Below are 15443 nucleotides of genomic sequence, written 5' to 3'. Positions count from 1 at the left end.
CAGGACGGGGAAGGCCGCCCGGCCCCGGGAACCGGCTCAGGCCAGGACGGGGTAGTTGGCGCGCAGGACGCCGCGCGGGTCGCGGGCCCGCTTGATGTCCCGCAGCCGGGCCAGGTCCCGCTCGGCGAAGGCCGCCGCCGCCCGCTCGCCCGGCCCCAGCATCGTGTACGGCTTGCGCCCGCTGACCAGCGCCCCCAGGTCGTCGGCGAAGCGTTGCTGCCGTGCGCCCACGGCCGCAGACAGCTCCGGATCGAGCGCGAGGCCGACCAGGTAGAGCAGGTACGGCTCGGTCAAGGGGCCGCTCGGCCCCGAGCCGGGGCGGGCGGCGGCCAGCGCCCCGCCCAGGTGCCTGACCTGCACCGCGAGCACCGGCTCCAGCGGCGTGTCCAGCAGCGCCTTGGCCGCCGTGTCGTCCAGGCCGGTGAGCAGCTCCGCGCGGGAGCGGCCGGGCGCCGGGTCGGTGGGCTCGTCGGTGATGCCGCCCAGGTTCGCCACGGGCAGCGGGCCCCGCTTGTCGGCGATCACGTCCTCGATCCTGTCGAGGCGGGCGAGCAGCGCGCGCCCGTCGCCCTCGGCGCCGAGGAAGGCGACGTCCACGGCCACCATGGGCGGCGCCTGCGGGAACTGGAACCTGTTGAACCACACGGACAGCTCGTCCGGCGCCTCGGCGGTGATCTCGCGGAAGGCCTCGAACACCTCCCGGGTGCGGTGCCCCGGCCAGATCATCCGGCCCCCGTACAGGGCGGGCGCCGGGTGCAGGTCGAACTCGATCGCGGTGACCAGCGCGAAGTCGCCACCGCCGCCGCGCAGCGCCCAGAACAGGTCGGGGTCGGAGCCCGCGGTCACCGTGGCCGGCTCCCCGTCGGCACCCACCACGTCGAACGAGCGCACGCTGTCGGCCGCGAAGCCGTACCTGCGGCCGAACCAGCTCACGCCGCCACCCAGCGTGTAACCGGTCACGCTCACGACGGGGCTGCTGCCCGCCAGCCCGGTCAGGCCGAGCGGCCCGGTCTCGGCCAGCACCTCGCCCCACTTCACCCCGGCACCCACCCTGGCCACCCGCTCCTCGCGGCGCACCGCCACGCCGCCCAGCCGCCCGGTGCGCAGCAGGATGACGCCGTCGGTGTCGCCGGAGGCGCCGTGGCCGCCGGGCTGGGCGGTCACCGTCAGGCCGGTCCTGGCCGCGTACCGGGCCACGGCCGCCACGTCGGCGGCGTCCTCGGCCACCACGACGGCGGCCACGGGCTGGCGCACGGACAGGTTCCACGGCTTGGCCGCCTGCTCGAAGCCGTCGTCGCCGGGGAGCAGCACCCGGCCTCGTACCGCGGCGCGCAGATCCGTGTTCGTCATGTTCTCCTCAGTCCTCACGTCATCGTCGGCCCCGGCGGTCCGGGGGCACGGATATGACGGATACCGCCGGGGAAGTGTGACGGGCACGTCGAAATTTCTGGACACGAGGAATGGCGCGCCGGCCCGTTTGTCGTCCTGACTCCCGATGCGGCATATTGCGCCGGATGGAACGTCACCTGATCAGTCACCACGCCCACGCTGACCACCCCATCGCCGCCCCCATCAGCGAGGACAACCTGGAGCGGCTGCTCGCCCGGGCGAAGCTGCCGGCGCGGGCCCGCATCCTCGACCTGGGCTGCGGTGAGGCGCCGTGGCTGGTCAGGGCCCTGTCGCTCTACCCCGACGCGACGGCCGACGGGGTGGACCTGTCCGACGCGGGATTCGCCGGGGCCGTCGAGGAGGCGGAGCGCCGCGGGGTGTCCGACCGGCTGCGCCTGCACCGGGCCCCGGCCACCGAATTCACCGCCGAGGAGCCGTACGACCTGGTGTTGTGCGTGGGCGCCACGCACGCCTTCGGCGGCCTCGCGCCGACGCTGGACGCCGTGCGCGGCCACCTGCGTCCCTCCTCCGGGCTCGCCCTGGTCGGCGAGGGCTTCTGGGAGCGCCCGCCCTCACCCGAGCAGCTCGCCCGGTTCGGCGCCGAGCCCGACGAGTACGCCGACCTGGCCGGGACGGTGGCGCGCGTGGAGGGCGCCGGATTCGCCACCGTCTACGGTCACACCAGCACGCTCGACGAATGGGACGAGTACGAGTGGTCCTGGACCGGCACGCTCACCCGATGGGCCCTCGACCACCCCGGCCCGGACGGCGAGGCCGCGCTGGCCGCCGCCCGCGAGCACCGCGACCTGTGGCTCGGCGGTTACCGAGGCGTCCTGGGCTTCGTCACGCTCCTGCTGCACCAGGCGTGACGTTCAGCGCAGGAACGCGGTGACCAGCTCCCGGTACGTGCCGTGCCGGAGCCGGCGGTGCCGGCGGGCACACGGCGGTGCCGGTCGGGTCGCCAGGGTTCACCAGGTGACGTGGAGGGCGGCCGGGCCGACGTCGACGCCGTCGCGGGCCCAGGCGATGTCGTCGGCCGTGCCGAGCAGGCGCAGGCCGGGCAGCCGGCGGGCCAGGGCGGCGAGCGCGGCGCCCACCTCCAGCCGGGCGAGGGGCGCGCCGAGGCAGTAGTGCACGCCGTGCCCGAACACCAGGGACGGGCTGGAGCTTCGCCCCGCCACGAACGTGTCGGGGTCGGCGAAGTGCCGGGGGTCGCGGTGCGCCGCTTCGAGCCGGACCAGCACCAGGTCACCGGCGGCGATCTCGACGCCGGCCAGCTCGAGGGCGGTCTGGGCGAAGCGGGGGAAGGGCTCGCCCGTCAGCCCGGACTGCAGGCGCAGCACCTCTTCGACGACAGCGCCCAGCCGCCCGCCCACGGCGGGCAGCCGTCCCTCGGCCGGCCGCTCCTCCCCGGCGGCGGGCGGCCCTGCCTGCGTGCGCGGTGCGTCCGTGACGTCGGCCAGCCGGTCCTCGGCGAGCAGCCGGAGCACGGCGGTGGAGATCGCGTTGCGGGCCGAGAGGTAGCCGGCGGAGACGACGGTGGCGGCCATGGCGACCAGCTCGCCGTCGCCGAGCCGCCCGTCCTCCGCGTCCCGCACGGCGATGAGCGAGCTGAGCAGGTCGTCACCGGGAGCCGCCCGGCGGGCCTCGACCAGCGTGGCGGCGTACGCGGCCAGCCCCTCCCACGCCTTCGCGGCCCCGGCCATCTCCTCCTCGTCGCCGAACACGAAGTCGGCCCCACCGGCGCCCGCCAGCTCCTGGACGTGCGCGCGATCACCGGCGTCCACGCCGAGCAGCTCCCCGATCACCGTGATCGACAGCGGCGCGGCCAGCCCGGCCACGAGGTCGGCGGGCGGGCCGGCGCCGGCGAGCGCGGCGACGTGCTCGTCCGCCACCCGCTCGACGCGGGCGCGCAGCCCCTCGATCGCACGCGGCCCGAACGCCTTCGACACCAGCCGCCGCAGCCGGGCGTGCGCCTCGCCGTCCTGGAACAGGGTCTCGTTGCCCGGGTACGCGTCGCCGGGCGGCGCGAGGCCGAACCGGCGGTCGGACAGGACGGTCGCGACGGCGTCGTACGAGGTCACGAGCCACGCCTGGCGGCCGTCGGGGGTTCGTACGCGGGCGACGGGGGTGGTGTCCCTGAGCCGGGCGTACTCGGGTGGGGGCGTGAGCGGGCCGGGCCGGTCGAACGGGAGGATCATGGGTTGCGCGCCCTTCTGCGTGGTCGTCGCGGTCGTCGGTTCCAGTCAAGACGTTGACGTCGCGGCAAGGTCAACCCGCCCGAGCCGGAGCCGCCGGGCAGTCTGGCGCGGCTCGCGGGCGTTGGGTAGCGTGCGGCGATGAGTTTCCGACTGGCGGCGTACGCCGTGTGCATCGAGGACGGCCGGGTACTGCTCGCTCACTACTCAGGCCGGAGCGGCGAGCTGCACTGGACGCTTCCCGGCGGAAAGGTCGAGCACGGGGAGGACCCGTTCGACGCGGTCATCCGGGAGCTCTCCGAGGAGACCGGCTGCGACGGGGTGGTCGAACGCCTGCTGGGGGTGGATTCGAGGGTGATCCCCGCGGACGACCGGCTGCCCGGCCTGCCCGAGCACCAGAACGTCGGCGTCTTCTACCAGGTCCGGATCACCGGCGGCCGGCTGCGGCCCGAGCCGGATGGCGACATCGTGGAGTCGCTGTGGACCCCGATCCCCGGCGTCACGCACCTGCGCCGATCATCGCTGGTCGATGTCGGCCTCGCTCTGGCCCGGAGCCTGCCCGCGACCGGCCACGTGGCTCCCGTCCCGGTCGGCGGTCTGATCCAGCACTGAGCGTGGCGCATCCGCGCGGCTGACGCCGTGCCGGCGGCTGACGGAAAATGCGTTGCCGGAGGATCGGCCGGCTGGCAGGATCCGGTTCCCGTGAGCGTGAACTCCGAGGTGCCGGCCGGTCCCGTACCCGTTCCCGAGGTGATCGCGGCGCTGGCGCGGGACGACGCCGTCACCCCGGTGTGGCGCAACGAGCTGGGCGGGCTGACGTTCCGTCTCGACGCCCCGGGCGGCGCCACCAGGTACGCCAAGTGGGTCGCCACGGGCACGCCGGAGATCGACCTGGGCGGGGAGGCCGAGCGGCTGGCGTGGGCGGGCCGGTGGGTGCCGGTGCCGCCGGTGCTGGAGCACGGGAAGGACGCCGCCGGGGAGTGGCTGGTGACGGCGGCCGTGCCCGGGGTGACGGCGGTGGATCCGCGGTGGGTCGCCGAGCCGGCCGTCGCGGCGACCGCGATCGGCCGGGGGCTGCGCCTGCTGCACGACGCCCTGCCCGTGGCGGAGTGCCCGTTCGACTGGGGGGTGGCGCGGCGGCTGCGGCGCGCCGACGAGCGCGTCGCAGCCGGCGAGGGGCCGGCCGGCTGGGCGCCCGAGCACCGGCGCCTCGGCCTGGCCGAGGTCCGGGCCCGCATCGGCGACCCGCCGCCGGTCGACCGGCTGGTCGTCTGCCACGGCGACGCGTGCGTGCCGAACACGCTGCTGCACGACGACGGCACGTTCGCCGCGCACGTCGATCTCGGCTCGCTCGGGCTCGCCGACCGCTGGGCGGACCTGGCGGTGGCCGCGTGGAGCGCGGAGTACGACTACGGGCCCGGTCATGACGATCATGTGTACGAGGGGTACGGGATCGAGCCGGACCGGGAGCGCATCGCGTACTACCGGCTGCTGTGGGACGTCGCGTGACGCCGGTCAGTGGTCCGACGGGGTGATGTTGAAGTTGTCGCAGAAGACGTTGGCCGGGTCGTAGCGGCGCTTGAGCGCGCGCAGCCGCCGCAGCGTCGGCTCGGGGTAGGCCTCCTGGACGCGCTCGGGGCGCAGGTCGGTCTCGAAGTTGATGTACTGGCCGGAGAAGTGGTGCAGCATGCCGTCCCACAGCTCGTCGAGGGCGCGGCGGCCGGGGCCGAACGCCACGAGCGAGAAACCGGCCGAGCGGCCCGCGTACGCGGTCGCGTCCGCGGGCACGTCGGAGGCGGCGCCGCCGGCGGCGCGGACCTGGAAGAAGTACGTGCGCCCGCTCGCGACGAGCCGCGCGGCCGCGGCGGCGAGCTCCGGGGTGAGGTGGTCGGCGAGCCCCGCCCTGGTCACCGGCTCGCCCTGGGCGTCGTGGGGGCCGTGCGGCGCGTGCATGATCGACTCGTACGGCAGCACCTGGATCGAGTGGTCCAGCAGCGGGGCCGTGGCGGCGATCGGCTGCAGCCGTTCGATGATCGTGGCGGCGTCGCCGGAGTGCACGACCGCCATGATCTGGGCGACGACCGGCTGCCCGGGGCGGGCCTGGCCGATGATGAGCGAGCTCGTGACGTCGCGCGGGGCGGCCTCCATCGCGGCGCCCCAGCGCTGGAGGAAGCCCGCCGTGTCGGTGGCGTCCACCACGAGCTGGGCGAACCCCACCTCGCCGCCCTCGTGCGCCTCGAACTCGAAGGCCGTGACGATGCCGAAGTTCGCCCCCGCCCCGCGTACGGCCCAGAACAGCTCGGCGTTCTCCTCGCCGTCCGCGCGCACCAGGCTGCCGTCGGCCAGCACGATGTCCACGGCGCGCAGGCGGTCGATGGTCAGGCCGTGCTCGCGCACGAACCAGCCGATGCCACCCGCGGTGGCCAGGCCTCCGACGCCCACGCCGCCGTAGTCGCCCGAGGTGAGCGCCCAGCCGTGCGGGGCGAGCGCGGCGGCGACGTCGCCCCAGCGCGCGCCCGGCCCGACGCGGATGCGGCGGGTGGCCTTGTCGAGCACCTCGATGGCGTTGAGCCTGGACAGGTCGATGACGATGCCGCCGTTGCTGGTCGAACGGCCGCTGATGCCGTGCCCGCCGCTGCGGATGGACAGCTTCACGGGTTGGGTGCGGGCGAAGCGCACGGCCTGGCTCACCTCGGCCGGCGTGCCGGGCCGCAGGACCAGGCCGGGGGATCCGCCGCGCAGGTACGTGGAGCGGACGCGCGCGAAGGCCGCGTCTCCCGGTTCGACGGCCGATTCGGCGAGGGCTGCGGGGATGGCGTCGTAGTCGATGCCCTCGCGGCGGTGGCGGCGTACGAACAGGCTGCGGGGGGCGCGGCCGGTGACCTCTCCCCTGGCGGCGCGCAGGGCGGGGGCCACCTCGGCGGCGAAGCGGCGCAGGGTTTCCTCGTCGTCGGTGGCGAGGAGGAGGGTGCTGAGGCCGTCGTCCCTGATCAGGGGGAGGAGGTCGGCCACCCATCGCTCCGGCGGGCCGGTCAGGAACCCTTCGGCGGTGGGTGTGAAGCGGCCGGTGAGGTGGGCGAGGCGGTGCAGCTCGCGCGGGCCCCGCCCCGCCGCGCGGGCCGCCTCGTCGATGACGGCGTTGGCCGCCGACAGGTCGCCGCGCAGGTCGTCCGCGGTGAGCAGCCAGCCGTCGGCCTTGGCTGCGGCGAGGCGCAGGAAGTCAGGGCGGGCGCCGGCGGCGGCGAGGGGCTGGGCGTCCGGGCGGGTGCCCGCGGCGGGGTGCAGGGCGTCCGGGTGGGTGCCGGCGGTGAGCCAGAGCGGGATGTTGTGCGCCGGTGCGGGGCCGCGTTCGGCGCCCGCCAGGCGGTGGTGCCGCCCGTCGAGGTGCAGGGGCGAGCGCACGTGCGCGGCCCAGATGCCGCGGATGACGTCGATCGCCTCAGCCAGCGCCCCGTCCAGCGCCCCGCTCGACGTCGCGTCCAACGTCGCGTCCAGCGCCTCGTCCACCGCCCCGGACGCTGCCGTGACCGGCTCGGCGCGACCGGTCGGGGCCGGGCCGGCGGGCGTCGCGCCCAGAACCAGCTCGACGCGGCCGTCGGAGAGCAGGTCGAGGCCGGCGGCGGCGCGGGCCACCACGGCGGGGTTGACGAGCTCCCCGAGGACCGGGCCCGCCATGAGGCTGATGCGGGTGGTGCGGGCGGCGACCCAGCTCAGCAGCGTCCAGGTGTCGATCCCGCCGGGCGAGTCCCGGAAGGACACCACGTCGTAGCCGAGCTCCTCGCTCAGCCGCGCCCGCTCCACCGTGTCCTCCGGCCGGTCGCCGCCAGGGGTGAGCAGCGCGCCGAACCGCAGCGGGTGCCCGTGGTCCACGGTCATCGCCCCGCTTCCCGGGCGGCGCGCTCCCTGGCCACGAGCTCTCGCACGCCCGGCGCGACCTGCTCGCCGAACGTCCGGACGGCGGCCGCGTCGTCGGCCATGAGGATGTAGCCGGAGAAGCCGTACTCCAGGGTCAGCACGGCGAGCTGCTCGGCCCACTGCTCGGGCGGCCCGGACAGGAACCGGTCGCCGGCCGTGCCGAAGCGCCCGGTGAGGTTGAGCAGCCGGCGGACGGCGGCGGGCTCGCGCCCGGCCTCCGCCGCGGCGGCGTCGATGGTCGCGTTGGCCTCGGCGAGCTCGTCCAGGCTCTTGACGTACGGCAGCGAGGGCAGCCAGCCGTCGGCCTTGGCGCCGGTCAGCCGGAGCATCTTCGGCTTGTAGGCGCCCAGCCAGATCCCGATGTCGTGCGCCGGCGCGGGCCCGCGCTTGGCGCCGTCGACCTGGTAGTACGTGCCGTCCACGCGGAAGCGTGCCCGGTTGCCCGCGTCCCAGACGCCGCGGATGACGTCGATGGCCTCGCTGAGCGCGTCCACGGCCTGGCCGGGGCTGAGCCGCCGGCCGCCCATGGCCTCGATGGCGTCCCAGAAGCCGCCCGCGCCGAGCCCCAGCTCGAACCGGCCGCCGCTCAGCAGGTCGAGGCTGGCCGCGGCCCTGGCGAGCACGGCGGGCGGGCGGAGCGGGAGGTTGATCACGTTGCCCGACAGGTGGATGCGCTCCGTCCGGGCGGCGACGTACGACAGCAGCGTCCAGGTGTCGAGGAAGGCGGGCTGGTAGGGGTGGTCCTGGAAGGTCACCAGGTCGAGCCCGGCGGCCTCGGACTCCTGTGCCAGCGCGACGACCTCCTGCGGCGAGGCGTTCGCCGGCGTGATGAAGGACCCGAACCTCAGGTCGTGCCCGTAGTCAGGCATGGTGTGTTCCTCCTCCGCCCGAACAAGGCAGATATGTTGTGCAGCAGACTATCTCTGTGCCAGACGAGTTGCACAACAGCAAATTGCGCACGGGCATTCCGCGCGTATGCAAGGAGTTGGCCGGGCGCTTCAGCGGCCGTCCGAGAGCATCTCCTCGGCCACGTCACAGGGGTCGGAGACCGGGTCGATGTCCCGTACGTCGCAGGCCACCCGCCACAGGAGCTTCCTGAACGTGTCGCGCTCGGCCGCGTCGAGCGCGCCCAACAGCCCGTCCTCGGCGTCGCGCACGCGCCGCTCCAGCTCCCGGAACGTGCGCTCGCCCTCGGCGGTCGCCACGATCCTGCGCTGCCGGCGATCGGCCGGGTTGAGCCGGCGCTCCACCAGGCCCGCCCCGACCAGATCGTCGAGCAGGTACGTCAGCACGGTGCGGTCGATGCCCAGGTGGGCGGCCAGGGCGAGCTGCGTCGGATGCTCGCCGCCCACGACGGCGGCCAGCGTCTGGTAACCGCGCGGGCCGTGGGGCAGGTCGCCGATCACGGTGACGACCGTGCTCTGGTAGGCGCGCAGCAGCACGCCGAGCGTCCAGCCGAGGTTGTCGCCGCCGGGGGCGTCTCCTGGCCGCTCGGTGCTCATAGGCGCATCATATCCAGGCACCCGAGGCGGGCTTCCGCTGCCCCGCGCGGGGTCATAACGGCGTGGAGGCGCTGACCTGCCTGAGGAAGGCGAGGCCGTCGAACTCGTCGGCCAGGACGGTCGGCATGAAGGCGAACCTGGCGGTCAGCCGCCCGGCCATCCCGCCGAAGGCGCGCAGGTGGTTGGACTCCGCCAGCCACGCTGCCACGGGCTCGGGGCGGTCGCCGCCGCGCAGGTCGACCAGGTAGTCGCCGGGGCGGGCCGCGGCCAGGCGCGCCGCCACGTGCCGCGGCGTGTCGGCCGGCGGGACGCGGAAGAGCGCCGGCCGCCTGCCCCGTACCAGCCTGCGGAACCGCCGCCGGTGGGCGCGGAACTCGCCGTGGCCGAACAGCGCGCCGAGCGCGTAGTACGCGTCGCCGAACTCCCTGGCCAGGTGCTGGCCCATCGCGGGCACGGCGCCGCCGCTGTGGGCCCTCCTCATGATGTGGCCGTTGTGCGCCCACACGGCGACCTTGGCCTCGGGATCGGCCAGCAGCAGGGCGACGTTGTCCGCCATGTAGCGGTCGCGGGCGATGCCGAGGGTCTGCAGCGGATCGGCGTGGACGAACGGCCTGCTCGCCATGTCGGCGTACTGCCGCAGGATCCGGGCGTGCTCGCGGGCCTCGGCCGGGCCGTGCGCGGCCACGTGCTCCTCCAGGCGGCGCGCGTCCGCCTCGACCTGCCGGTCCAGCGGCTTCCACGGCTGCCGGAGGCCCGAGCGGTCGAGGCCGGCGAGCGGGTCGAGCAAGGGAGCGGCGGCCTCGCCCAGGCAGGCGCGCAGGGCCTTCAGCGCCGTCCCCGGATACTGGGGGTCGATGCCGACGAAGCGAACGGGCCGCGCGGCGGTGCGGTTGTGCTCGCGCAGCCCTTCGAGCACCGCCAGCATCTCCGCGGTGTTCAGCGTCCAGAAGCCCAGGCCCGCCAGCGCCTCGCGGGGATCGCCCGGGCCGCCGCGGGTGTAGTCGTCCACGGCTCGCGCCGCGGCGGCGCTGGCCTCGATCGCGAGGATCGTGAAGCCGAGCTCCTTGACGAGGAATTCCGTCAGCCGCCATCTGAGCAGGAAGAACTCCGCGCTGCCGTGCGTGGCCTCGCCCAGCCCCACCAGGCGGACGCCCTGGAGCGTGTCGCGCAGCGGCCCCAGCTCCGCCAGGCCGGAGCCCGGTCCGAGACTCCCGATCGGCACGGCCCGGCCGGCCAGCCAGCCTGTCACGTCGTCCGGCATGTTCTCCCTCGGGTCAGGGCGATGGCGAGGCCGGGCGCGCACTCCCGGCGGCGGTCAGGTCTCGGCCGGCAGCCGCAACGCGATGACGGCGATGTCGTCCAGCCCCGTGGTGGGCAGCCCGCTGAGCAGATTGTCGCAGAAGGCGTCGATGGGCTCGTCCGCGAGCGAGCCCGCCAGCCTGCGCAGCCGCTCCAGCCCCAGGTCCAGGTGTTCGCCCGAACGCTCGACGAGACCGTCCGTGTACAGCAGTAACGTGCTGCGCGGCGGCAAGGGCAGCACCTCGGACGAGCACGTGTGCTCGTGGCGGAAGCCCAGCAGGGGGCTGACCGCGCCGTTCAGGAAGCAACTGGTCCCGTCGGCGGTGACCAGGAGCGGCGGCGGGTGCCCGGCCACGGCGTAGTGGAGCCGGTGGCCGCCGTCGGCCTTCTCCACGCGGGCGAGCGCGCACGTCGCCGTCACGTCGCCGGACAGTGACTCCATCGCCAGGTTGAGCCGGGTGAGGATCTCGCCAGGGGGCTCGCAGCGGTCCATGGCGAGGGCGCGCAGCATGTTGCGCAGCTGGCTCATGGTGACCGCGGCGCCCAGGTCGTGCCCGGCCACGTCGCCGATGGCCACCACGGTGACCCCGTCGGGCAGGACGAAGGAGTCGTACCAGTCGCCGCCGACCTCCGCTGCCGACGGGCTCGCCTGGTAGCGGGCCGTGATCTCCAGGTCGGGCAGGCTCGGCGGCTCGGCGAGCAGGCTGTGCTGCAGGGCCAGGGCCACCTGCTGCGCGCGCTGGAAGCGGATGGCGTTGCTCAGGGCGTCGTGCGCGTGGTCGAAGATCTCGTCGAGCAGCTCGATGTCGTCCCAGCCGATCGGCGACCGGTCCCCGCAGGTCACGGCGCTGACGACGGCGGGGACGGCGCCGTCCACCACGACCGGGAGCGTCAGCAGGCTGTTGGCGTCGTTGGCCACCAGCCACGACTGGAACTCCGCGGGCGCGAGATTGCCCGGCGGCGAGCCGTTCGGGAAGATCTTCAGCAGCGGGCGCCGCTCCTGGACGGCTCTGACCAGGGTGTTGCCGGCGGGCAGATGCTCCTCGCTGTACGGCGGCAGCCGCCGCAGGCCCGTGCGGGCGGCGGTGGCCAGGCGCTCGACCACGAACGGCACCCCGGCCTGCCTGATGGAGGTGAGGTCGGTGACGAGGTGGACGCCGCAGCCGTCGGCCAGCTCCGGCACGATCACGTCGGCCAGCGCGCCGAGCATGTCAGGCAGGCTCGTGAGGTCGGCCGTGGCCGCGGTGGCACGGTCCAGCACCTGCTGGCGCCGCCGGTCACGCCACTGCTGCTCGATGTCGCTGCAGGTGCCCACCCACTCCACGACCTGGCCGTTGTCACGGATCGGCACGGCCTGCGCGCGGAAGTGCCGGTAGCAGCCATCGGCCGTGCGCAGCCGGTAGACCTGCTCCCAGATGTCCGCCCCGCCGTGGACCGCCCGCCACCACGCCTGCATCGTCGGCTCGCGATCGTCCGGATGCAGCATCTCCTGCCAGCCGTGCCCGCGGAACTCCTCCCACGGCTGGCCGGTCACCCGCTGCCAGCTCGGGCTCGGCTCGATGACCTCGCCCCCGGGGCCGGCCACCCAGATGATCTCAGCGCTGACGCGCATCAGGCTCTCGTAGCGCCGCAGGATGCGGCTGCGCTCGTCGGCGATCGCCCGGAACTCCTGCGTGGCGTTGATCTGCTCGGTGACCTCCGTCGTCACCACCAGCACCCCGTGCTCGCCCGGCCCCAGGGAGACCCGCGACAGGCTGGAGGTGAAGAACCGCTCCTCCTCCCCCTCGTCGCGGTCGGCCATGCTCGACGGAACCGCGGTGAGGACGACGGGCTCGCCCGTCGCGTACACCTGGTCGAACAGCCGTCCGTAACGTCTCCGTACGAATTCGGCAAACGCCCTCTCCAGCGGGAGCCCTCTCGGTCTCTCGCCGAACTGTGCCCGGTACATGGCATTGGTGTAGAGCAACCGGTGGTCGGGGCCGCTGGTGACGGCCACGCCCACCGGCGCAGGATCGAGCACTTCGAACGCCAGGCCGCAGCGCGAGCCGTCCCCGGCCATGGTGACCTCCCCCCGATGGTCACACCTCTCGCCTCCTGATACCCCTCATCGGCGAGTGGGAACGCCATCAGGCCTGGAAGGCCGGTGTGAGCACCCGCCTGACGGCCTCGCGCGGCCGGGCGCGAGCGCCCGTGACACCGGCACCGACGAGCGGCGGGACGGCCGCTGAGCCCGGCGCCCGCCACGTCCAGGCCGCCCGTCGTGGCGTGCCGGTCCGTGCGGTCACGGGCAGGAGAGCCGGACGGGGCCGGCCGCCATGGCCTGGTTGCCCGTGGTGTTGCCGCGGCCGGTGTCGGCGATCTCGACGATCACCAGGCCGCTGGTGACGACCAGGGGAACCGGCGCCGGCACCCACTGGCCCTGCCGCACGCTCTGGTCGAGGGTGAACTCCCCGACCGTGCGGGCCTCCTCGTCGAAGCCGTCGCTGACCGTGTACCAGACGCGCTGCCCGGCCAGCTTCGACCGCGGGACGTAGACCGTCAGCGTGCAGTGGTGCGCGCCGCGCAGCCCCGTGGTGAAGCGCCACTGGAAGGAGTTGCGCGGATTCGCCGCTCCGCGCGGCTTCAGCTCCGAGAACAGGAAGCTGTCGCCGCAGCCCGCGCCGGTCCAGCCGGACGCGGCGGCGTCCTTCCAGCCGTCCCGGCCCGGCATGCCGTCGATGCGCACGCTGCGCGTGGTGTCGCGCGGGCAGCTCGGCCCGGCGACGGCGGTGAAGGCCGGGCGGTCGTCCTTGGCCTGCTTCTTGCCGCCGTCCGTGGTCGCGATGGCGCGGAACAGCAGGTCGTCCCGCAACGCCCCGGCCGTGGCCAGCCCGGTCACGCCGACCGCGACGAGGAGCGCCGAGAGCTTGACGATGCCGGCGTTCAGCCGTACCCGCCGCGGGCGGCGCGCGGGCGACGGGCGGGCGGCCGCCTCGCCGTCGTGGGTCTGGTTGTCCAGATCCTCTCTCAGCGCGTTCCACTTCCTGGCCCACGCGTCCTGGTCGCCGCCGCACGCCCCCACGTACGCCTTCGTGACCGCCAGACTCGGCAGCCGGTCCCCCGACGCGGCCGCGGACAGTGCCGACGACGAATATCCGGCCTTACGCTCCATGGCCCGGTAGCTCGGGTTGCCCGCCGCCATCCGCAGGTCGCGTAATCCCTGCGCGAACTCCTGGAGCGGGCCGGGCGGGACGGGCCGCTCCCGCCTGCCTCGGGTGGTGGTGTCCTGATGGATCATCATGCCCCCTGACAAAATGAAGCTGTCGGCCCCTATTCGTCGATGCGCGCCCGGCGGACTGATCCTTTTCGTTCTGGAATTGACACTGACCGGACAGCTCCCGTCCGGCGCTCACACGGCAGCGGGGTGACCCCCGGTGGAGGTCACCCCGCGTGGCGAGCCGGAGCTCCCGGCTATCGCCGCCTGACCTTGCCGAGAACGTCCACGACCGGCTCGTTGCAGGTGTTGACGTACCGGACGATCACGGTGTACTTGACGCCCCTCTTCAGGAAGTCCGTGGAGTACCTGACGCGGTCCTCCAGGACCGTGTTCTTGGCGACGCGGGGCTGCGGGCGGAGGACCTCGGCGCCCTTCCTCGACAGGAACACGAAGTTGACCGTGCTGAACCTCTTCAGCTTGTTGCCGGACGGGGCCAGGAACGAGTTCCGGCCGAGGACGAGCGTGCGGCCCAGGTTGTCTCCGCCGATGAAGTTCGTCGGCGCGAAGCGGCCCCTGCGGACCGTCGTGCCGAACAGGCGGACGTCGCCGGGGACGCGGCAGAACTGCCGCTGCAGCTCCGGCCGGAAGTACCGCTCCGGCTCCCTGAACGAGCCGAAGCCCCTGCGCTGGCTGCCCGGCTGCCGCTTGACGATCCAGTCCACCACGTTGATCCCGGCCTCGCGCAGCACCTTCTCGACCGTTTCCGGGACGCGCTTGCCGGCGCTGGTCGTGCTGGGGAGCTGCTGGGTCAGGTCCTCGGACGGGTCAGTGCCCTCTCCGGCCGGGAGCTGGGGCAGCGTGGTGTTGGGCTGGGTGGAGGTGTTGCCGTTGTTCTTGTCGCGGTCGAGCAGCTTCTTGAGTGCCTCCTGGCTCAGCTGCTTGCCCAGGTCCTTGCCGAGGTCCTTGAGGAAGTCGCCGAACCCGCCGGAGCTGGAGCCGCTGCCCCCGGTGCCGGGCTGGGGCTGCGTGAGCCCGAAGTCGAACGAGCTGCCACCGGACGAGCCGCCGAACCCGAACGGGTCGTCCACTTGCGCGTGCGCCGGTCCTGCGATGAGGCCGCTGCCGGCCAGCACACCGCCGGCCGCCAGACCGGCAGCCGCAAGACGAAGCTTCGAAGGTGCTCTCACCTTGTTTCCCCTCTCATGGTGACGCGATCGGCGGGTGCGGTCCTTCGGGGGCCGCCCGGGTGCCGAAGCGCGTCGGAATGTTTCCAGCGACTTCCTGACTACGGGGCCCGGCGATGACCATCCAGGTGAGGACGTTGTCCAGCGCCGCAAACCGATGTCCACCCAGGGGCCGTGCCGTCACGGCTGGTCGCGGGGGGCGGCGGGGTCCTGGCCGCTTCGGGCTCCCGTCATGGGCACGGCTGTCCACCCGGCCGCGGCCCTCGGCCGGACGCCTGCCTGCTCCGGCGGGCCGGGTGCGCGAGGCTCGGCGAGGCCGAGCGGCTGCCTGCTCCGGCGGGCCGGGTGCGCGAGGCTCGGCGAGGCCGAGCGGCTGCCTGCTCCGGCGGACCGGGTGCGTGGGGGCTCGGCTGGGCGTGCCCTGTGGGGGCGCATGGGGCTCGGCTGGACGTGCCTTGCGCGGGACGCGGGGGCTCGGCTGGACATGCCTTGCGTGGGACGCGGGCGCGCGGGGGCGGACGCGGGCGCGGAGGGCTACCCAGGACGGGTGGGCGTGCCAGACCCGCGCGGGCACGCCCGATCCGTACCGGCATGCCGGATCCGTGCGGGCGCGCCGGATCGGCGCCGGTGTGCCGGGTTCGGGTTCGGGTCGGGCCGTCGAAGCCCGCCCCTGGAGGGAGACGGCGCGGAAGCGCAAGACGGCATGGGAAAGGGTCGTGCCCGGGGTTTGGGGGAAAAACGGGCACCACCCAGGTGGGGC

Annotated in this window: 12 protein-coding genes; 3 read left to right on the top strand and 9 right to left on the bottom strand. The window is 74.3% G+C overall.

Annotation, left to right across the window (positions count from 1 at the left end):
- Nucleotides 1-36: 36 nt before the first annotated feature.
- The gene (locus tag ACBJ32_RS04740) at nucleotides 37-1350 is read right to left on the bottom strand and encodes an FAD-binding oxidoreductase (protein ID WP_375125578.1); all 1314 of its coding nucleotides are present in this window, start codon (nucleotides 1348-1350) and stop codon (nucleotides 37-39) included.
- Nucleotides 1351-1514: 164 nt separating this feature from the next.
- On the opposite strand from ACBJ32_RS04740, the gene ACBJ32_RS04735 reads away from it, so the two are divergent.
- A complete protein-coding gene (locus ACBJ32_RS04735) occupies nucleotides 1515-2258 on the top strand; it encodes an SAM-dependent methyltransferase (RefSeq protein ID WP_375125577.1) in 744 nt (247 codons plus the stop codon).
- 99 nt (nucleotides 2259-2357) lie between these two features.
- Here ACBJ32_RS04735 and ACBJ32_RS04730 read toward each other — a convergent pair whose 3' ends face one another.
- On the bottom strand, nucleotides 2358-3590 hold the full coding sequence (locus ACBJ32_RS04730; protein ID WP_375125576.1) for a cytochrome P450: 1233 nt from the start codon (nucleotides 3588-3590) through the stop codon (nucleotides 2358-2360).
- Nucleotides 3591-3728: 138 nt separating this feature from the next.
- Between ACBJ32_RS04730 and ACBJ32_RS04725 the strand changes: the two genes are divergently transcribed.
- Complete coding sequence (locus tag ACBJ32_RS04725; RefSeq protein ID WP_375125575.1) at nucleotides 3729-4199, top strand: NUDIX hydrolase; 471 nt, start codon at nucleotides 3729-3731, stop codon at nucleotides 4197-4199.
- A gap of 90 nt (nucleotides 4200-4289) precedes the next feature.
- On the top strand, nucleotides 4290-5096 hold the full coding sequence (locus ACBJ32_RS04720; protein WP_375125574.1) for an aminoglycoside 3'-phosphotransferase: 807 nt from the start codon (nucleotides 4290-4292) through the stop codon (nucleotides 5094-5096).
- Between the two features lie 6 nt (nucleotides 5097-5102).
- Here the strand turns inward: ACBJ32_RS04720 and ACBJ32_RS04715 are convergent, their stop codons facing one another.
- The 7 genes from ACBJ32_RS04715 to ACBJ32_RS04685 all read right to left on the bottom strand — a co-directional run bounded on the left by ACBJ32_RS04715 (nucleotide 5103) and on the right by ACBJ32_RS04685 (nucleotide 14686).
- Nucleotides 5103-7463 carry an LLM class flavin-dependent oxidoreductase gene (locus ACBJ32_RS04715; protein ID WP_375125573.1) on the bottom strand — a complete coding sequence of 787 codons (2361 nt, stop codon included), beginning with the start codon at nucleotides 7461-7463 and terminating at the stop codon, nucleotides 5103-5105.
- Complete coding sequence (locus ACBJ32_RS04710; RefSeq protein ID WP_357892536.1) at nucleotides 7460-8371, bottom strand: LLM class flavin-dependent oxidoreductase; 912 nt, start codon at nucleotides 8369-8371, stop codon at nucleotides 7460-7462. Before ACBJ32_RS04710 ends, ACBJ32_RS04715 begins: the two co-directional genes overlap by 4 nt.
- Before the next feature lie 129 nt (nucleotides 8372-8500).
- Nucleotides 8501-9004 (bottom strand): MarR family winged helix-turn-helix transcriptional regulator, encoded by a 504-nt coding sequence (locus tag ACBJ32_RS04705; protein WP_375125572.1) that lies wholly within the window; start codon nucleotides 9002-9004, stop codon nucleotides 8501-8503.
- 52 nt (nucleotides 9005-9056) lie between these two features.
- The gene (locus ACBJ32_RS04700; RefSeq protein ID WP_375125571.1) at nucleotides 9057-10265 is read right to left on the bottom strand and encodes an erythromycin esterase family protein; all 1209 of its coding nucleotides are present in this window, start codon (nucleotides 10263-10265) and stop codon (nucleotides 9057-9059) included.
- A gap of 54 nt (nucleotides 10266-10319) precedes the next feature.
- Entirely contained in the window at nucleotides 10320-12362 is a 2043-nt protein-coding gene (locus tag ACBJ32_RS04695) for a SpoIIE family protein phosphatase (protein ID WP_375125570.1), read from the bottom strand.
- Between the two features lie 222 nt (nucleotides 12363-12584).
- Nucleotides 12585-13583, bottom strand: coding sequence for a hypothetical protein (locus ACBJ32_RS04690; protein WP_375125569.1), 999 nt, complete (start codon nucleotides 13581-13583; stop codon nucleotides 12585-12587).
- A gap of 170 nt (nucleotides 13584-13753) precedes the next feature.
- Nucleotides 13754-14686 (bottom strand): hypothetical protein, encoded by a 933-nt coding sequence (locus tag ACBJ32_RS04685; RefSeq protein WP_375125568.1) that lies wholly within the window; start codon nucleotides 14684-14686, stop codon nucleotides 13754-13756.
- Between the last annotated feature and the right edge of the window lie 757 nt (nucleotides 14687-15443).

Source organism: Nonomuraea sp. GTA35, from assembly GCF_041950525.1.
Lineage (GTDB): Bacteria > Actinomycetota > Actinomycetes > Streptosporangiales > Streptosporangiaceae > Nonomuraea.
This window is presented reverse-complemented; position numbering and strand designations above follow the sequence as displayed.